Source organism: Aquabacter albus (assembly GCF_040049275.1).
Taxonomy (GTDB): domain Bacteria; phylum Pseudomonadota; class Alphaproteobacteria; order Rhizobiales; family Xanthobacteraceae; genus Aquabacter.
This window is the reverse complement of sequence record NZ_JBDZDT010000006.1, coordinates 387,002-404,435: the sequence shown is the minus strand read 5'-3', so window position 1 is coordinate 404,435 and position 17,434 is coordinate 387,002. Positions and strand designations below refer to the sequence as shown.

Genomic DNA, 17,434 nt, shown 5'->3' with positions numbered 1-17,434 from the left:
CATTTCGGATGGAGCAGGTTCCTGCGCGCATACGCGCGAACACGATCGCGCGGAAGCTTAAGGCCGGCGAGGATTGCTTCGGCGTCTGCATGCGCTTCGCCTCGGACGCCGTGGTGGAGATTGCGGGCACGGTCGGCTGCGACTTCGCCATCGTCGACATGGAGCACGAGGCCCTGGGCCTTGCCGCTGCAGCATCCATGATCCGCACCGCGGACCTGTGCGGCATGACGCCGATCGCGCGGGTGGGGCGCCGCTACGAGACCATCGTCGATCCGCTTCTGTCGGCTGGCGCGCAGGGCTTCTGCCTAGCGCGGGTGCGCACGCGGCAGGATGTGGAGCGGCTGGTGGAGGCGGTCATGTACCACCCGCTGGGCAACCGGACCGTCTACGGCATCGGCCGCTCCGGCTTCTACGGCCACGGCATCGACGAGGACCAGTGGGCCGCCGACGCGAATGACGGGATGTATATCGAGATCGTCATCGAGGAGGCGGAAGCGCTGGAGAACCTCGACGCCATCCTCTCCCATCCGCGCGTGAACGCGGTGCAGTTCGGCCCCAAGGACTTGCGGCAGTCCCTCGGCATGCCGCCGGCGGAACGGCTCGCGGAGATCCTGGGCGATGCCGCGCGACGGGTGGAGGCGCACGGTCTTTCGATCTCGCGCAGCATTGCCGGGCCGGTCGCCCCCCGGGCCTCCGGGTCGGTCCCGCGAAATGTGGGCGACATGCTTGTGGCGGCACCCACCGGCCTTCTCGTCGGCGCCCTGTCGAAGATGGCGCAGAGCATCCGGCAGCCTGCCGCCTGAGGCGTCGCGAGCGCCCGGCGGCCATACGGTTTCGGCATGAGGCCATCTCGTTTCGTTGTTGGTCGTTGCGGAACGCGCTTGATACGCTCCCTTCAAAGGTGAGAGCAAAAATGAAAACCTTGGCGTTCTCCGGCCGCCTTGCCGGAGCCATAGATTGCGATGTTCATAACGCCGTGCCTTCCGTGAAGGTACTGTATCCTTATCTGTCGGAATATTGGCAGGACTTCATGGCCGAGGCGGGACATCCAAGCCTCGAGCCGAACTACTATCCGGTGAACAGTGCAATCGCCGCCCGCCCCGAGGCACGCGGCGCCGGCGGTCCGCCGGGCGCCGATCCCGATGCGCTGATCTCCCTGGTGCTGGACCAGACCGGAGCGAAGCGCGCGATCCTGAATTGCCTCTATGGCGTCCAGGCCCTCTACAACGAGTATTGGGCAGGGGCCATGGCCACCGCCGTCAATGACTGGCTGGCGGACCAATGGCTGGACCGGGATCCGAGGCTTTCCGCATCCATCATCGTCGCGCCCCAGAACCCGGCCGCGGCGGTGGAGGAGATCGAGCGCCGCGCCGCGGACAGCCGGTTCGTCCAGGTGCTGCTGCCGGCGCGCACGCAGATGCCGCTGGGTCGCCGATACTACTGGCCCATCTACGAGGCGGCGGCGCGCCATAAGCTTCCGGTCTGCATCCATGCGGGCGGCGGGGGAGGGGGCAATCCGCCGACGCCCGTGGGCTGGCCGACCTATTATGTCGAGGAATATCTGGCGGTGGCCCAGGGCTTCCAGGGGCAGCTGGTGAGCCTCCTGGCGGAAGGGGTGTTCGCCAAGGTGCCGGACCTGAAGGTGGTGTTCGCGGAATCCGGCTTCACCTGGCTGCCTTCGCTCTTGTGGCGGCTGGACAAGAACTGGAAGGGCCTGCGCCGCGAGGTGCCGTGGGTGGATCGCCTGCCTTCGGAGATCATCCGGGAGCACCTGAAGATCACCCTCCAGCCGCTCGACGAGCCCGATGAACTGCGCCGCCTCGTCGAGACCATCGATCACATCCAGTCGGATCAGGTTCTCCTCTTCTCGTCGGATTATCCCCACTGGCAGTTCGACGAGGAAGGACCCCTTCCCATGGCCCTCTCCCCGGAAGCCGAGCGCAACCTCCTGTTCGCGAACGCCGAAAGGACGTACCGCTTCCATGCTTGACCACGTCACGGAGCGTCCGGCCCGCGCGGCACGGACAAAGGCGCGCCAGCCCTTCATCGATTGCGACATCCACAACTACATCCAGTCGGATGCGGTTCTGATGCGCTATCTCGATCCGCACTGGCACAACCACCACCGCACCTATGGCCATCGCTCCAACCCGGCGCTGACGTTCCACGGCGCGCCCTATCCACGTCTTGCGGGCGTGGGCAAGCGCAAGGACGCCGCTCCCCCTTCCGGCCTCACCGCTGGGGCGGATTTCGACTTTTTCCGGCAGCAGCACCTGGATGCGTTGCCCATCGAGTATGGCATCCTCAACTGCCTCTCGCGGGTCGGCGATCAGCTCAACAGCGATTATGACGCGGCCCTCGCCCGGGCGATGAACGACTGGCAGTCCGCCGAGTGGCTGGCGGCCGACGAGCGGCTTCTCGGCTCCATCATGGTGCCCTATGAGGACGGGGACCTTGCGGCCGAGGAGATCCGCCGCATGGCGGCGGACAAGCGCTGCGCCCAGGTGCTGTTGAAGCCGCGCACCCGTGAGCCGCTGGGCCGCAAGCGCTACTGGAAGATCTACGAGGCCGCGGAGGCCAACGATCTGCCGATCGCGGTTCATTTCGGCGGCTACAGCCAGAATCCCATCACCTCCTCTGGCTGGTCCTCCTTCTATTTCGAGGACCACACCAACATGCCCCAGACCTTCCAGGCCCATCTCATCAGCCTGGTCTGCGAAGGGGTGTTCGAGCGCTTTCCCCGTCTGCGCATCATCTGTGTCGAAGGCGGGTTCGCCTGGCTGCCTTCGCTGATGTGGCGCATGGACAAGCACCTGAAGCGGCTCGCCGATGAAGTGCCACATGTCACGCGCCGGCCGTCCGACCTCGTCCGGGAGCACATACGGTTCACCACCCAGCCCATGGAGGAGGCGCCGAACCCGCAGCACATCCTCCAGGTGATCGAGCATTTCGAGACCGACGAGATGCTGATGTTCGCGACCGACTATCCGCACTGGGACTACGACAATCCCGACCGCGTGCTGGAAAAGCTCCCCGAGGCGCTGCGCCGGAAGATCTTTGTGGAGAATGCCCGCAAGTTCTACGGCCTCGAACCGAGGGCTGCGTGATCCGATGGCACGCTACGTCATCGCCCCCATCAAGGATTTCGAGGCCACGGACCGCATGATCGTGACGGTCGCCGGCCGATCGATCGGTGTCTTCAGGATCAAGGGCGAGTTCTTCGCCGTGCGCAATCAGTGTCCCCATGCGGGCGGCCCGCTGTGCCAGGGCGAACTGGGCGGGATCGTCCGGTCGAGCCTGCCCGGGGAATTCGACTATTCCCGCCGCGGCGAGTTCGTGCGCTGCCCCTGGCATTCCTGGGAATTCGATCTGCGCACCGGCCAGAGCTGGTTCGATCCGGACAAGGTCCGGGTGCGGTCGTACGAGGCGGCCGTGCTCGGCGGCGAGGATGTCCTTGCCTGCGACGTGAAGGAGATCGAGCGGGAAGGGCGGCAGCCCGGGCCCTACACGGTCGAAACCTACCCCATCAGCATTCACGACGATTACGTCGTGGTGGACGTCTAGGACGAGAGCGGAGCGGGCATGATGCTGGAAAGTGATGCGGCGACGATCGAGGCGGGGCCGGTCTGCGACATCACCATCATCGGTGCCGGGCCGGTGGGGCTCTCCGCCGGTTTCTGGGCGGGCATGCGCCGCGCCTCGTGCCGGATCGTGGACTCGCTGCCCACCATCGGGGGCCAGCTGAGCGCGCTCTATCCCGACAAATGGATCTACGACATTCCCGGCCACCAGAAGATCAAGGCGCGCGATCTCGTGGACCGGCTGGCAGAGCAGTCCATCGGGCAGTTCGGGATTCCGGTTCATCTCTCCACAACGGCCCTGTCCTTCTCGCGCCGCTGGCATCCCGAGCTGCAGGAGGAACTGATCGCGGTGGAGACGACCTCCGGGGTGTTCCTCTCGCGCACGGTCCTCATGGCGGCTGGCCATGGCGCCTTCACCCCACGCCCGCTTCCCGGCATCGATGCCGAGCGATGGACCGACCGGGGGCTCACCTTCTTCGTGACGAAGAAGGAGCAGTTCGCGGGGCGGCGCGTGATGATCGTCGGAGGAGGTGACAGCGCTTGCGACTGGGCCATGGAGCTGAAGGACCTCGCGCGGGAGATCATCCTCGTCCATCGCCGGGATCGCTTCCGTGCGCACCAACACACTGTGGACCTGATCGATGCCGCGGTCGCCGAAGGGCGCATCCGTCTCGCGGTGCCTTGCGTGGTCAAGGACATCCATGGCGACGACGCCCTGCGCCACGTGACCCTGGGGCCCGTGAGCAAGGGCGGGGAAGTCCAGCGTTTCGATATCGACGACCTCATCGTGCAGCTTGGTTTCATCACCGGCCTTGGGCCGCTGGCGGACTGGGGCTTCGATCTACAGGACGGCGGGATGCTGGTGGATGACAGGATGCGCACCAGCGTGCCCGGCATCTGGGCCTGCGGCGACATCGCGACCAGCGCCAGCAAGATCAAGCTGATCGCCACCGGCCTCGGCGAGGCGGCCACTGCGGTCGCTCACGCCATGGCCTTCATTCGTCCGGACGTGGAGCTCCAGCCGGAACATTCAACCAGTGTCGGGGTGCCGCCGGGTGTCGAGACCACAGAGCCAACCATGAGCGCAGCATGACCTACGTCATCACCACCCTGTGCATCGGCAGCAAGGACGCCTCCTGTGTTGAGGTCTGCCCGGTCGATGCCATCCATCCCTCGCCGGAAGACGATGTCTATGACGAGGTGGAGCAGCTTTTCATCGATCCGAAGCTGTGCATCGACTGCGATGCCTGCCGCACCGTCTGCCCGATGGAGGCCATCTACACCAAGGCGACGGTGCCGCCGGAGCAGGTGCCGTCGATCCAGCAGAATGCGGCCTTCTATGCTGGCTGAAATCGAGTAAGTCTCAGGTGCAGGCATTTATAATGTATGTGAGATCTGCGCGAGGATGAAGAGAAAATAATATTCAGTACATTGGAATAATAAAACTACAAATACCAATACTCCACCAATGAGCGGAAGCGGGACGAGAAACGCCAAAAAAACGCCTCAGGCGATAATAACAGGAGGAGCAGCTGTGAACATGCGCACGCTCATCGATCGTCGCAAGGTCCTCGCGGGCCTTGGCGCGACGGCCATATTCAATCCCCTGTCCGCACGGGCAGGCGCCTGGCGGCCGAGCGGCACGGTCCGGATGGTGGTGCCGTTCTCCGCCGGCGGCATCACCGATATCATCGCGCGCCTCGTGGCTGCCCATCTCCAGCAGAAATGGGGACAGTCAGTGGTGGTCGACAACAAGACGGGCGTGGGCGGCGTCGTCGGCACCATGGATGTGGTGCGCTCGGCGCCGGACGGGCTCACCCTGCTTCTGGGAAGCACGGGGCCGCAGTCAGTGGCCTACAGCCTGTTTCGGAACCTGAAGTATCAGCCCGCAGATCTGACGCCCATCAGCAACATCATCACCGGCTCCAATATCGTGATGATGAACAATTCCGTCCCCGTGAAATCCGTGCAGGACTTCATCGACTGGGCGAAGGCCAATAGCGGGCGCATCACCTATGCCTCGGCCGGCGTCGGCTCCATGACCCATTTGTCGACGCTCTGGCTGTTCAACCTTCTGGGCGTCCAGGCGACCCACGTGCCCTATCGCGGATCCGCGCCGGCGGTGGTCGACCTCATGACCGGCGTGGTGCCCATGTTCGCCGACAATATCTCCAACGGCATCGAGTTCGTGCGGGCAAACAAGGTGAAGGGGGTGGCGATCACGTCCGCCGAGCGCAATCCCTATTGCGACCTGCCGCCGCTGAAGGGGGCCGTCCCGGCGCTCGACAAATATGTGGTGGATACGTTTTACGGCGTGTTCGGCCCGGCCCGCATGCCGCCCGAGGTCGTCAGCGAGATCAATATCAGCATCAAGGAGTTCCTGGGGTTGGATTCGGCCAAAAAGAACATGGAGACCTGGGCCGCCGTGCCCGCCTGGGCGCCCCCGGCGCAGACGCTGGCCTATGTGGACGCCGACATCGCGAAATGGAAGGCGGTGATCGAGGCGGAAGGGTTGAAGCTGGACTACTGAACACGGCCATTGGCAGGAACATGCATCCATATACGTAATAATGAATGTATTGGCGCGCGTGTGTTCGCAGGTGCAAAACAGGTTCAGCTTTCTTCGCCGGTCGGTCCGGCCTAGGATTTGCGGATGAATCTGAAGCAACTGCGTTACGTGGTTGAGATCGTCAAAAACTCGAACCACCTGTCCGCCGCCGCCGAAGCCCTGAACACGTCTCAGCCCGGTGTCAGCCGGCAGATCCAGTTGCTTGAGGCGGAACTCGGCTTCGCCATCTTCGTCCGCGCGAACAATCGCTTTACAGGGCTGACCGAGGGGGGCGAGCACGTCTTCGCCATTGCCCAGCGTGCGCTTGCGGAGGTGAACGCGCTGCGCGCGCTGAAGGAGGACATGGGCTCCGGCGGCAAGGGCAACCTCATCGTCGCGACCACCCATACCCAGGCGCGGTATTTCCTGCCGCCGATCATCGAAGGCTTCATGGAGCGGCATCCGAACGTCCGGCTGACCCTCAAGCAGGGCGACCCCGCTTATGCCTGCGAGCTGGTGGGGGCGGGCGAGGCGGACCTTGCCATCGGCGCCGAGCCGATCCGCGTCTTCCCGCAGCTCATCTCGTTGCCTTGTGCCGAACTCAAGCGCTCGGTGATCGCCAAGGCGGGGCATCCCATTCTGGAGGTGGAGCCCCTTACGCTCCAGGAGATCGCCTCCCATCCCATCGTGACCTATGACCGGCGCTATAGCGGCCATTGGATCGTCATGCAGGCGTTCGAGCAGGCGGGGCTGGAGCCGAAGATCATGCTCAGCGCCGTGGATGCGGATGTCTGCAAGGCCTATGTGGAAAGCGGCCTCGGCATCGCGATCCTGTCATCTCTCACGTTCGACCCCAAGCGGGATGCCGATCTGCGGATGCGGGACGCAAGCCACCTCTTCCCGTCGAGCGTCGTGAACATCTCCTTGCGGGCGAATACTTATCTGCGGCCGATCATTCTGGATTTCGTCCGCGCCGTCGCCCCGCACCTGACGCCCCGCGTGGTCAGCGAGGCGATGCTCGCCGCTGCGGCGACCGCGAAGGCGGATTAATCCCGCAGCAGGCGACTGAGGGTCTTGAAGTGCGGCATCTCCGCATGCCGCATCCATTCATAGACGACCATCTCGCAATTGGTGATGCCGATGCCCTCCATGCGCAGGCGGGAGAAAGCCAGATCCACGTCCCGCGCGCGGCGGGAGCCCACGGCATCGGCGACCACATGGACCTCGTAACCGGCCTCCTTCAGGCCGAACGCGGATTGCAGCACGCAGACATGGGCCTCCATGCCGGCAATGACGATCTGGGTGCGGGATGTGGCGGCGAGCCGTGTGAGAACCGAGGGCATGGTCGCGACGCTGAAGGCCATCTTCTCGATGACCGCCTCGTTGGAAATGTAGCGCGCCAGCGCCGGCAGGGTCGCGCCAAGCCCGCGTGAATATTGCTCGAAGGCGAGCGCGGGCACGTCGAGATGCTGCGCGGCCTGCAGCAGGACGCCGGTGCGCGAAACCACCCCGTCGACATCGTGGATCACCGGCGCGAGCCGTTCCTGGATGTCGATGACCAAGACCAGGGACTGTGTTGGCGAGAGCAGTGCCAAAGGCGATCCTCCCGGCGCTCATGCGATGGCCTTCGCCTCGCGCAGCCCCGATATCTCGGCATGGGAGAAGCCCCAGTCCGCCAGCGCGGCATCGGTATGCGCGCCGGGCTCCGGCGGCGGCGCCGGGTGGTCCGGCGCGGAGCGGCTGAAGCGCGGCGCCGGCGCGGGCTGCCGCACGCCGGCGACCTCAATGAAGGTGCCCCGGGCCTTCAGGTGGGGATGCTCCATGGCTTCGCCCAGGGTCAGGACGGGCGCCACGCAGACATCCTTCCCGTCCATGAGCTTCAGCCATTCCTCCCGGGTCTTCTTCCGGAACGCGTCGCCGAAGCGCGCGCGCAGCACCGGCCAGCCGGCGCGATCGTGCTGGCCGGGAAGATCCTTGGCGTCGAGGCCGAGCAGCTTGAGGAGCGTGCCGTAGAACCGGCTTTCGATGGCGCCCACCGCGACGAGCTGGCCGTCGGCGGTCTCGTAGGAATCGTACCAGGGCGAGCCGCCATCATAATGGTTCTCGCCGCGCCGGTCGCCGATCAGCCCGGCTGCATACATGCCGTGGACGCTGGTGAGGATGGACGCGACGCCGTCCACCATGGCGGCGTCGACCACCTGTCCCTTGCCGGACGTGCGCGCCTCCAGCAGCGCGCAGACGATGCCGAAGGACAGGTACATGCCGCCGCCCGCCATGTCGGCGAGGAAGTTCTGCGGCGGGGAGGGGAGCTGGCCTTCCCGGCCAATGGCATGGAGGGCGCCGGAGATGGCGAGATAGTTGATGTCGTGCCCCGCCGCCTGGGCGAGCGGCCCCTCCTGGCCCCAGCCGGTGATCCGGCCATAGACCAGCCGGGGATTGGCCGTAAGGCAGGCATCCGGCCCGAGGCCGAGCCGCTCCATGACGCCTGGCCGGAACCCCTCGATGATCGCGTCCGCCTTTTCCACCAGGCGCAGGACCGTTGCCACGGCCCCCTCCGCCTTGAGGTCCATGGCGACGGAGCGCCGGCCCCGGTTCAGCGTGGCAAAGCGCGTCTCGCGCTGGAGGCCGAGATCCGGCGGCTCCATGCGGTCGAGGCGGAGCACCTCCGCGCCCATGTCGGACAGCATCATGGCGCAGAAGGGCCCCGGCCCGATGGCGCCGAACTCGATGACCTTGGTGCCGTGCAGCGGGCCCAATTGCCTGCTCCTTCAGATGGCGGCCTGCCGCACGGCGCCGGCCGCCGAGAGAGCGGCGATGCGGCTCTCGTCGAAGCCGAGCACGTCGGACAGGATCTCGCGGGTGTGCTGGCCAAGTATGGGGCCGGCGACGGGGGGAACGACGGGTGTGCCTGCGAGGCGGAACGGCGGCGCCACGTTCGGAATCTCACCCGCCGTCGGGTGCGGAATGTGGCTGACGAGCCCGCGCTCCGCCATTTCCGGCGAGCGCATGGCCTCCTCGATGGTCTTGGGCATCCCGGCGGGAACGCCAGCCGCCTGGAGCCTCGCAACCCAATCCTCGCGCGTCCCTGCGGCAAACAGGCCGTTCAGCAGCTGGGCAAGAGCGTGCCGGTTCTGCACGCGGCTGCCGGCCTTGTCGTAATCGGGATGGGAGACCAGCTCCGGCTTCCCGAGCACCTCCGCCAGCTTACGGAACAGGCCATCATTGGCGCAGCCGATATAGAATGGGCCGTCGGCGGCGTGGAACATACCCATAGGGGCGCTGTCGGAGCTCATGTTGCCGAAGCGCAGCGGGCTCACGCCCGAGACGAGGTAGCTCATGCCGTGGAAGCCCAGCATGTTCACCGCCGTGTCGAATAGCGCCACCTCCACATATTGCCCGCGCCCGGTCCGGTTGCGCGCGACGAGGGCGGCGAGCACGGCGTTCGAGGCCATCATGCCGGTGGAGACATCCATCACGGCCGGGCCGGTGCGGGTGGGCTCGATCTCCGGGTGGCCGTTCATGGACATGAAGCCTGTCTCGGCCTGCACCACCGGGTCGAAGCCCGCCCGCGCGGCAAGGCTCCCGGTGCGTCCATAGGCGGTGGCGGAACAATAGACGAGGCGCGGATTGACCTCCGCCGCCGCCTCATAGCCGAGGCCGTAGCGGTCCATGACGCCGGTGGAAAAATTCTCCACCAGCACGTCGGCCTTGGCGATGAGCGCCAGTGCGACCTCCTGCGCGGCAGGCTGGCGCAGATCCAGGCAGAGGCCCTTCTTGTTGCGGTTGAAGCCGAGGAACGGCCCGCCTTCCCCGCCCACATGGGGGCGGAAATGGCGGAACGTGTCGCCGCCGGGGGATTCGATCTTGATCACCTCCGCGCCGAGATCTCCCAGCAGCATGGTGCAGTAGGGACCGGCGATGAAGTGCGTGAAGTCCAACACGCGGATGCCGGCGAGGGCGCCTTCCTGGCTGCTGGTCATGTCCGGCCTCAGGTGCTGTGGGCGGTGAAGCTGACGGTGCCGGCCCGCGCCCGCCAGTCGGTGACCACGTTCACCACGGCGGTCCGCCCCTGCGCCACCTGGGCGGCCGCGCGCTCCAAAGCGGGGCGGATGTCCGCCGGCTGCTCCACATATTCCCCGTGGCAGCCGAGCGCCTCGGCCATCTTCTCGAAGCGGGTATAGCCAAGGTCCCGCCCGGGCTTTTTGCGCTCGGGATCGGCGGTCCAGCCGCCGTTCAGGCTGATGACCACCAGGATCGGCAGATCGTGGCGCACGGCGGTGTCCAGCTCCATGGCATTGAGCCCGAAGGAGCCGTCGCCGTGCAGTACCAGCACCTTCTTGTCGGGCCGCGCAGCCTTGGCGCCGACGCCGAACGGAAGGCCAACGCCCATGGTGCCGAACGGGCCGGAATTCAGCCGGTGGCCGGGGAGGTGGCTCGGGATGCTCTGCCGGCCATAATTGAGGATTTCCTGGCCATCGACCACGAGGATGGTCTCCGGATCGATGAAATCGCGGATCTCCTTGCAGAGGCGCAGGGGATGGATCGGCACCGCCTCGCTCGACAGCTCGGCCTCGCCGCCGGCCTTCTTCTTGTCCTCGATGGCTTTCAGGCGCGCCTGCCAGTCCGCGAACTGGCCGCGCGCGAGCTGCCCCGCAGCCGCCTCGGCGAGCTGGTCGACCACGGTGCCGGCATCGCCGACGATGCCGAGGTCCACCCGCGGAGCGGAGATGATGGCACCGGGATCGGTATTGATCATCACGAACTTGGCGTCGGGCGAGAAGCGCGGCGCCTTGCCCTGGCTGAAGACGTAGGTGAGGCGCGTGCCGATCACGAGCACGAGGTCCGCCTCGCGATAGGCGGTGGAGCGCGCCTGCGGCAAGCTTCCGGGTGCGTCCTCGCGCGTGATGCCGCGCCCCTGGGGCGTCGTGTAGAGCGGGATGCCGGCTGCCTCGACGAAGTCCGCCAGCCGCGGAGCCGCGCCAGACCACAGGATGCCGCTGCCAGAAAGGATGACCGGCCGCTTGGCGGCCTTCAGGAGCGCGATGCACTCCTCGACCGCCGCGGCACTGGCCGCAGGCGGGCGGATCTCAAGCGGGCGCGGCCATTCCACGGCCGCCTCGTCCACTTCCGCGTAGAGGACGTCGCCGGGCAGGTCGAGATAGACCGGTCCCGGCCGGCCCGACATGGCTTCGCGGAAGGCGCGGACGATCAGCTCGGGAATGCGCCGCGCCTCGTGGACGCGTTCGGCCCATTTGGTGACCGGCCGCATGATGGCGAGCTGGTCGATCTCCTGGAAGGAGCCGGTGCCGTATTCCGCCAGCGGACTCGCCCCGCCCAGCGCCACCACGGGAGCGCAATCCACCAGGGCATTGGCAAGGCCCGTGGTGAGGTTGATGGTTCCCGGCCCGGATGCGCCCAGGCACAGGCCGGGGCGTCCCCGCATGCGGGCATAGGCCTGCGCCATCATGGCGGCGGCCTGCTCATGGCGCACGTCGATCAGGCGCACGCCATGGTCCCGGGCCGCATTGAGCGCGTCGTTGATGGGACCGCCCATGATGAAGAATGCCGTGTCGGCGCCCACGTGCTCGAGCGCGCGCCCGACCAGCTCATAACCCCGGATACCCATGATGCTACGCCATCTCTATGGTTGAATGCGGCTTCAGATCACGTCCGCTTGCTTCAGGCTTTCCAGCTCGTCTTCCGAGAGATCGAGGAGGGTGCTGTAGACTTGCACGTTGTCCGCTCCGAGGAGCGGCGCAGCCGCGGCGGGCACATGGGATCCCGACATCTTCACCATGAAGCCCGGCATGGTGAATTCGCCACGCTCGGGATGATCCACGGTGACGAACGTGCCGCGCGCCCGAAGATGCGGGTCGAGAGACAGCTCCATGGTGTCGAAGACGGCACTGGCGGGAATGCCGGCCTCGCCGAACAGCTTCATCACGTGCCGCTTGTCGTGCAGCCGGGTCCATTCAGCGATGATGGCGTCCACCTCGCGATAGTTTGCCTGCCGCTGCTTCGGCGTGATGAAGCGCTCGTCGGTGAGCAGGTCCTCGCGCCCGATGACGGCGAGCAGCCGATCCCAATGATGGTTGCCCGCGCGCGTGGTGTAGACGTAGCAATAGTCGTTCGGCCCGCCGCCCTTGCAGGGATAGACTTCACTCGGAGACGTCCCGGCGAGGATGCTCTGGTTGCCGGTGCGAGGCGCGGCCTTGCCGGAGTTCGCCTGGGCGGCGAAGGCGATGCGGCCGAAATTGATCACCGCGTCCTGCATCGCCACCTCGATGCGCTGGCCCTCGCCGGTGACGCGCCGCTGATAGAGCGCGGCGAGGATGCCGATGGCGCAGTGGAGGCCGGCGCCGGTGTCGGCGACGTTCAGGCCGGGCTTGATGGGCCGCCCGTCCGCCTCGCCGGTGATGGAGACGCTGCCGCCGGCCGCCTGGGCGACGGCATCGAAGGCGAGGTAGTTCGCGTAAGGCCCTTCCGGGGCGAAGCCCTTGATCTGGGCGTAGATGATCGAGGGGTTGATCTTCCGGACTTCGTCGTAGGAGAAGCCGAGCCGCTCGATGGCGCCTGGGGCGAAGTTTTCGATGAATACATCGGCCTCGGCGACGAGCCGCCTGAAGAGGGCGCGTCCCTCCTCGCTCTTCAGGTTGCAGGTGACGCTGCGCTTGTTGGCGTTCAGGATCAGGAAGAAGTTGGAATCGAGGCCTGCGGCATCGGTCGTCGCCTTGCGGCCCTGCTCGCCGCGCCCCGGGGCTTCCACCTTGATGACCTCCGCCCCCAGCCACGCCAGCGTCTCGGTGCAGACCGGCCCGGCCTCGAACTGGGTGAGGTCCACCACGCGGATCCCGGCGAGGGCAGCGCGGTTGGGCTTCTCATGGCGCCCCGTCGCTTCCGTGCCGGCGGCGGTGCCGGCGTCACACGCTTCGGCGCCGAGAGTCATGTCGCGATCCTCCACTGTGGATTTCCTTTGATTATTTCTTTCCAGCATTGGCGTTTCGCGCACATGCGGAGAAATTTACTTTGACGATAAAGTATATGAAGAGGAGTGAGTTCCTCGGATGTCTCGAACTGAAGACGTCCCGTGCCGTCACTGCTCCGATTTCAATATCGCCGCTCTCCATTGAACTGTACGGATTGGAGGCGGGCAGGCCCAAGACCATTTGGTTATGTGCGCATAACGGGGGTGCATCGGGCACCACGGCGCAGCCGCGATGCGGCTCTTTCTGGACGACCGGATCCTTGCCGTAGCCTGCCATCTCGACGGTCCCTGCGTGTGGGAAACAACCGCGCAAGAGTTTCAGGGGGTGCGGAGAATGGTGCTGAATTACCGTTAATGCGCCTTCGTTATCCGTGGATAACGAAATCGTCTTAGGTCGCCTCCTGGGAGGTGCTTACTGTTTCAGAACCTTCACCGCGCGAATACGTGGCGGGGAAGGCTTATGACGTCCAAAGAGCGATTAGTCCCGGCAAGCTTCCGAACTTTGCGCTCCGCCCTCAAGTATCTGCGCATCGCCAAATGCGCGAGGGATGGAGCAAGAACGCAGTACAAAAGCGCGCAGCCAAAAAAGCGCGCCATCATCCAGGGAGGGATTTCCATGGTGCGCTTCATCCTGGCGCTGTTCGCGGCCATCATGCCCTTCGCACTCTCCGGCGCGCAGGCGGCCTCCTATCCCGACCGGCCTATCCGCATCCTCGTTCCCTATCCGCCGGGCGGGACCACCGACGTCATGGCCCGCGCCATGCAGGACCCCCTGACGAAGATCCTGGGCCAGCCGATCGTCATCGAGAACCGGGCAGGCGCGGCCGGTGCCATCGCTGCGCGCGAGGTCGCGAAGTCCACGCCTGATGGCTATACCCTGCTGTTCGGCAATGATGGTCCGAGTGTGATCGCCCCGCTGCTTCAGAAGCAGGCCGGCTACGATGCGATAAAGAGCTTCACTCCCATCACCCTGGTCGCCACTCAGCCCATGATCCTGGTGGTGAATGGCGATCTCCCGGTGACGGACCTGAAGAGCTTCGTGAGCTACGCCAAGCAGCAGCCGAAGCCGCTGCTCTACGCCCACGCCGGCTCCGGCTCCTCGGGCCATCTTTCGACGGAGCTGCTGTCGCAGACCGCGGGCATCCCGCTGACGGCGGTGCCCTACAAGGGGTCGTCGGTGACCACGCTGGGCGTCATGAACGGCGAGGTGCAGGTGCTGCTCACCACGTCGACGCCGAGCATGCTGGAATATATCCGCACCGGGAAGCTGAAGCTCATGGGCATGTCCACCAGCTCGCCTGGTTCCCTTCCGCCCGGCACCCCGCTCATTTCCGATGTGTATCCCGACTACAAGCAGGAAAACTGGTTCGGTGTGCTCGGTCCCGCCGGGCTGCCGCAGGACATCACCGACAAGCTGAACAAAGCCATCCGCGAGGTGGTGGCGCAGCCGGATGTGCAGCGCATCTTCCAGTCCGCCGGCTTCATCCCCATGACCGGCACGCCCGATGAGCTGAAGAGCGTCATCGCCTCCAGTTCCAAGCTGTGGGCCAATGTGATCGCCGAGCGCGGGATCGTCGCAGAATAAGGGGGAAGTGCCGCACGTACGGCGCCCCCGCAGTATCCCTGCTTGGGGGCCGAACACGCGGACTGACTTGGTCAGTCCGCGTCCAGCCGCGTGTTGAGCCTCAGGGCGAGCAGGGTGCAGACGGCGCCCGACAGGAGATAGGCGCCCGACGAGATCAGTCCGAACGTACTCGACAGCATGAGCGCGGCGAGGGGGGCGAAGCCGGCGCCGAACAGCCACGCAAGGTCGTTCGTCAGCGCCGAGGCCGTGTACCGGTAACGGTTGGCGAAGCGCGACGCCACAATGCCTGAGGACTGGCCGAACGACACGCCGAGCAGCACGAAGCCGAGCACCATGAAAAGACTTTCCCCAACGACGCCGCCGTTCAGGAGCTGGGGCGCGAAGCCGCTGAACACCGCGATCACCACGGCGGATCCACCGAGCAGGTTTCGACGGCCGACGCGGTCGGCGATGAAGCCGGATGCCACGACCGCCGCAAGGCCGAACACGGCGCCCACCGCTTCGATGATCAGGAATCGCGTCGGCCGCTCCGTCGTGAACAGATAGACCCAGGAGAGCGGGAACACTGTCACCATGTGGAACAGGGCGAAGGTCGCGAGCGGCGCAAAGGCGCCGATGGCGATGTTCCGCCCCTCCGCCCGGACCGTCTGCAGCACCGGGACCGGCTCAAGATCGCCGCGCTTGAACAGCTCGGCATATTCGGGTGTCACCGCCATGCGCAGCCGGGCGAACAAGGCGACCACATTGATGGCGAAGGCGACGAAGAAGGGGTAGCGCCAGCCCCAGCTGTAGAAGTCGTCGGCGGAGAGGTTGCCGGCGAAGAAGGCGAACAGCACGCTCGCGACGATCAGGCCGAACGGTGCGCCGAGCTGGGGGATCATGGCGTACCAGCCGCGCCGGCCTTCGGGCGCATTGAGCGCGAGGAGCGGGGCGAGCCCGTCCCACGTCCCGCCCCAGGCAAGGCCCTGGCCGATGCGGAACAGCGCCAGGAGCCAGACGGAGGCCACGCCGATGGTCTCCCGGCCCGGAAGAAAGGCGATGGCCACCGTGGAGGTGCCGAGCAGGAAGAGCGCCGCGGTCAGCTTTGCCCCGCGCCCATGGGCCCGGTCGACGGCGAGGAAGATCACCGTGCCGAGGGGGCGGGCGATGAAGGCGAGCGCGAAGATGGCGAAGGAATAGAGGGTGCCCGTCAGCGGGTCCACGTTGGGGAAGACCAGCCGCGGGAAGACGATCACCGAGGCGATGGCATAGACGAAGAAGTCGAAGAATTCCGACGTGCGCCCGATCACCACGCCGATGGCGATCTCGCCGGGATTGACGCTGCTATGATCCCCGTGGATCTGCCTCGCATCCCGTTCCATGGTTGATATGGACTGCGCCATGCGCCTCGCCTCGGTGCGACAAGAATAGACGGCCGCGCACGGACAGCGCCGACGGACCGAACGCCCTACTCATCTCCCGGCAGACAGGATGGGGGCATTGGGCAAATTGTCCAATGTCCCCTCTGCTGCAGCGCAGCTAGCCCTTCGCACAGATGATTTTTCCCGAAGGTGCTCCCTTGGGCCGCTTCCGCCTCATTGCCCTGCTTCCGCTGACGGCGCTGCTCTGCGGCTGCGATTTCGTCGTGCTGAATCCCTCCGGCGACATCGCGATCCAGCAGCGTGACCTCGTGGTCATCTCCGTGGTGCTGATGCTGCTCATCATCATCCCGGTCATGGCGCTGACCGTCCTGTTCGCCTGGCGTTACCGGGCGTCCAACACGGACGCGCGCTACGAGCCGGAATGGCACCATTCCACTCAGCTCGAGCTGATCATCTGGTCGGCGCCGCTGCTCATTATCATCTGCCTCGGCGCGCTCACCTGGATGGCCACGCATCTGCTTGATCCCTATAGGCCCATCGAGCGCATCGCCGACGGTGCGCCGGTGACGGACGCCCACAGGCCCCTTGAGGTCGAGGTGGTCGCCCTCGACTGGAAATGGCTGTTCATCTATCCCGAGCAGGGCATCGCCTCGGTGAACGAGCTGGCCGCGCCGGTGGACCGGCCCATCAGCTTCCGCATCACCGCCTCCTCGGTGATGAACTCCTTCTACATCCCCGCGCTCGCCGGCCAGATCTACGCCATGCCGGGCATGGAGACGCGGCTCCACGCCGTCATCAACGATGCCGGCACGTATCGCGGCTTCTCCGCCAATTACAGCGGCGCCGGCTTCTCCGGCATGTTCTTCCGCTTCCTCGGCCTCTCCGGCGGCGACTTCGACAAGTGGGTGGCGGACGCGAAGGCGGGCGGCGGCGCGCTGACCCGTGAGGCCTATCTGGAGCTGGAGAAGCCGAGCGAGAACGTGCCGGTCCAGCACTTCGCGCAGGTGGACCCGGTCCTCTTCAAGGCCATCCTCAATATGTGCGTCGAGAGCGGCAAGATGTGCATGAGCGAGATGATGGCCATCGACGCCAAGGGCGGCCTCGGCATGGAGGGCATCCGCAACGTCCTGCCGTTGACCTATGACAAATATAGCCGCCGCGGCGCCGTGTTCGGTGGCACACCCGGGATGGTGGTGGGCGTGTGCGCGCCGGAAGATCTGGCGGAGCCCGCGGTGCGGGTCGACGCCCTTGCCCCGCGCCCGGCATCCGCCACCACGCGCATCCTCGGCGCCGGCCTGCCGGTTCCCTCCTTCACGCCCATCAGCGCACCGGCGGCCGCTCCCGCCGCGCGCCGGCCCTCAAACTCCTGACGCG

The 17,434-nt window shown here is 66.0% G+C and carries 16 protein-coding genes; 10 read left to right on the top strand and 6 right to left on the bottom strand.

Going from position 1 to position 17,434, the window contains the following annotated elements; translation table 11 throughout:
- The first annotated feature begins 8 nt into the window (after positions 1 to 8).
- The 8 genes from ABLE91_RS17550 to ABLE91_RS17515 all read left to right on the top strand — a co-directional run bounded on the left by ABLE91_RS17550 (position 9) and on the right by ABLE91_RS17515 (position 7,179).
- The gene (locus tag ABLE91_RS17550) at positions 9 to 803 is read left to right on the top strand and encodes an HpcH/HpaI aldolase family protein (protein ID WP_348932745.1); all 795 of its coding nucleotides are present in this window, start codon (positions 9 to 11) and stop codon (positions 801 to 803) included.
- Positions 804 to 913: 110 nt separating this feature from the next.
- On the top strand, positions 914 to 1,990 hold the full coding sequence (locus ABLE91_RS17545) for an amidohydrolase family protein (protein ID WP_348932744.1): 1,077 nt from the start codon (positions 914 to 916) through the stop codon (positions 1,988 to 1,990).
- Positions 1,983 to 3,107, top strand: coding sequence for an amidohydrolase family protein (locus ABLE91_RS17540; protein WP_348932742.1), 1,125 nt, complete (start codon positions 1,983 to 1,985; stop codon positions 3,105 to 3,107). The genes ABLE91_RS17545 and ABLE91_RS17540 overlap by 8 nt, the downstream gene beginning before the upstream one ends.
- A gap of 4 nt (positions 3,108 to 3,111) precedes the next feature.
- Positions 3,112 to 3,564 (top strand): Rieske (2Fe-2S) protein, encoded by a 453-nt coding sequence (locus tag ABLE91_RS17535; RefSeq protein WP_348932740.1) that lies wholly within the window; start codon positions 3,112 to 3,114, stop codon positions 3,562 to 3,564.
- A 21-nt stretch (positions 3,565 to 3,585) separates the two neighbouring features.
- Positions 3,586 to 4,674 (top strand): NAD(P)/FAD-dependent oxidoreductase, encoded by a 1,089-nt coding sequence (locus ABLE91_RS17530; protein WP_348932739.1) that lies wholly within the window; start codon positions 3,586 to 3,588, stop codon positions 4,672 to 4,674.
- Positions 4,671 to 4,931 (top strand): 4Fe-4S dicluster domain-containing protein, encoded by a 261-nt coding sequence (locus ABLE91_RS17525; RefSeq protein ID WP_348932737.1) that lies wholly within the window; start codon positions 4,671 to 4,673, stop codon positions 4,929 to 4,931. Before ABLE91_RS17530 ends, ABLE91_RS17525 begins: the two co-directional genes overlap by 4 nt.
- Positions 4,932 to 5,121: 190 nt before the next feature.
- Positions 5,122 to 6,111: a Bug family tripartite tricarboxylate transporter substrate binding protein gene (locus tag ABLE91_RS17520; protein ID WP_348932735.1), complete on the top strand. Its 990-nt coding sequence runs from the start codon at positions 5,122 to 5,124 to the stop codon at positions 6,109 to 6,111.
- Between the two features lie 123 nt (positions 6,112 to 6,234).
- Positions 6,235 to 7,179 carry a LysR substrate-binding domain-containing protein gene (locus ABLE91_RS17515; RefSeq protein ID WP_348932733.1) on the top strand — a complete coding sequence of 315 codons (945 nt, stop codon included), beginning with the start codon at positions 6,235 to 6,237 and terminating at the stop codon, positions 7,177 to 7,179.
- On the opposite strand, the gene ABLE91_RS17510 is transcribed toward ABLE91_RS17515, so the two are convergent.
- The 5 genes from ABLE91_RS17510 to ABLE91_RS17490 are packed head-to-tail and all read right to left on the bottom strand — an operon-like array spanning position 7,176 to position 13,075.
- Positions 7,176 to 7,724, bottom strand: a complete 549-nt coding sequence (locus ABLE91_RS17510; RefSeq protein WP_348932732.1) for an isochorismatase family protein — start codon at positions 7,722 to 7,724, stop codon at positions 7,176 to 7,178. The genes ABLE91_RS17515 and ABLE91_RS17510 overlap by 4 nt on opposite strands.
- 18 nt (positions 7,725 to 7,742) lie before the next feature.
- Positions 7,743 to 8,885, bottom strand: a complete 1,143-nt coding sequence (locus ABLE91_RS17505) for a CaiB/BaiF CoA transferase family protein (RefSeq protein ID WP_348932730.1) — start codon at positions 8,883 to 8,885, stop codon at positions 7,743 to 7,745.
- A gap of 12 nt (positions 8,886 to 8,897) precedes the next feature.
- The gene (locus ABLE91_RS17500) at positions 8,898 to 10,109 is read right to left on the bottom strand and encodes a CaiB/BaiF CoA transferase family protein (protein ID WP_348932727.1); all 1,212 of its coding nucleotides are present in this window, start codon (positions 10,107 to 10,109) and stop codon (positions 8,898 to 8,900) included.
- Positions 10,110 to 10,117: 8 nt separating this feature from the next.
- Positions 10,118 to 11,755: a thiamine pyrophosphate-binding protein gene (locus ABLE91_RS17495; RefSeq protein WP_348932726.1), complete on the bottom strand. Its 1,638-nt coding sequence runs from the start codon at positions 11,753 to 11,755 to the stop codon at positions 10,118 to 10,120.
- Between the two features lie 33 nt (positions 11,756 to 11,788).
- Positions 11,789 to 13,075, bottom strand: a complete 1,287-nt coding sequence (locus ABLE91_RS17490) for a CaiB/BaiF CoA transferase family protein (RefSeq protein ID WP_348932725.1) — start codon at positions 13,073 to 13,075, stop codon at positions 11,789 to 11,791.
- 655 nt (positions 13,076 to 13,730) lie between these two features.
- On the opposite strand from ABLE91_RS17490, the gene ABLE91_RS17485 reads away from it, so the two are divergent.
- Complete coding sequence (locus tag ABLE91_RS17485; RefSeq protein WP_348932723.1) at positions 13,731 to 14,699, top strand: Bug family tripartite tricarboxylate transporter substrate binding protein; 969 nt, start codon at positions 13,731 to 13,733, stop codon at positions 14,697 to 14,699.
- Positions 14,700 to 14,770: 71 nt separating this feature from the next.
- Here ABLE91_RS17485 and ABLE91_RS17480 read toward each other — a convergent pair whose 3' ends face one another.
- Positions 14,771 to 16,060 carry an MFS transporter gene (locus ABLE91_RS17480; RefSeq protein WP_348933013.1) on the bottom strand — a complete coding sequence of 430 codons (1,290 nt, stop codon included), beginning with the start codon at positions 16,058 to 16,060 and terminating at the stop codon, positions 14,771 to 14,773.
- A 197-nt stretch (positions 16,061 to 16,257) separates the two neighbouring features.
- Here ABLE91_RS17480 and cyoA point away from each other — a divergent pair, with 197 nt between their 5' ends.
- The gene (gene cyoA / locus ABLE91_RS17475; protein WP_348932721.1) at positions 16,258 to 17,430 is read left to right on the top strand and encodes a ubiquinol oxidase subunit II; all 1,173 of its coding nucleotides are present in this window, start codon (positions 16,258 to 16,260) and stop codon (positions 17,428 to 17,430) included.
- Positions 17,431 to 17,434: the final 4 nt, after the last annotated feature.

What these genes read in the sequence shown, in the direction of transcription:
- ABLE91_RS17550 (WP_348932745.1), top strand. Translation starts at nt 9, where the DNA reads ATGGAGCAGGTTCCTGCGCGCATACGCGCGAACACGATCGCGCGGAAG.
- ABLE91_RS17545 (WP_348932744.1), top strand. Translation starts at nt 914, where the DNA reads ATGAAAACCTTGGCGTTCTCCGGCCGCCTTGCCGGAGCCATAGATTGC.
- ABLE91_RS17540 (WP_348932742.1), top strand. Translation starts at nt 1,983, where the DNA reads ATGCTTGACCACGTCACGGAGCGTCCGGCCCGCGCGGCACGGACAAAG.
- ABLE91_RS17535 (WP_348932740.1), top strand. Translation starts at nt 3,112, where the DNA reads ATGGCACGCTACGTCATCGCCCCCATCAAGGATTTCGAGGCCACGGAC.
- ABLE91_RS17530 (WP_348932739.1), top strand. Translation starts at nt 3,586, where the DNA reads ATGCTGGAAAGTGATGCGGCGACGATCGAGGCGGGGCCGGTCTGCGAC.
- ABLE91_RS17525 (WP_348932737.1), top strand. Translation starts at nt 4,671, where the DNA reads ATGACCTACGTCATCACCACCCTGTGCATCGGCAGCAAGGACGCCTCC.
- ABLE91_RS17520 (WP_348932735.1), top strand. Translation starts at nt 5,122, where the DNA reads ATGCGCACGCTCATCGATCGTCGCAAGGTCCTCGCGGGCCTTGGCGCG.
- ABLE91_RS17515 (WP_348932733.1), top strand. Translation starts at nt 6,235, where the DNA reads ATGAATCTGAAGCAACTGCGTTACGTGGTTGAGATCGTCAAAAACTCG.
- ABLE91_RS17500 (WP_348932727.1), bottom strand. Translation starts at nt 10,109, where the DNA reads ATGACCAGCAGCCAGGAAGGCGCCCTCGCCGGCATCCGCGTGTTGGAC.
- ABLE91_RS17495 (WP_348932726.1), bottom strand. Translation starts at nt 11,755, where the DNA reads ATGGGTATCCGGGGTTATGAGCTGGTCGGGCGCGCGCTCGAGCACGTG.
- ABLE91_RS17490 (WP_348932725.1), bottom strand. Translation starts at nt 13,075, where the DNA reads ATGACTCTCGGCGCCGAAGCGTGTGACGCCGGCACCGCCGCCGGCACG.
- ABLE91_RS17485 (WP_348932723.1), top strand. Translation starts at nt 13,731, where the DNA reads ATGGTGCGCTTCATCCTGGCGCTGTTCGCGGCCATCATGCCCTTCGCA.
- ABLE91_RS17480 (WP_348933013.1), bottom strand. Translation starts at nt 16,060, where the DNA reads ATGGAACGGGATGCGAGGCAGATCCACGGGGATCATAGCAGCGTCAAT.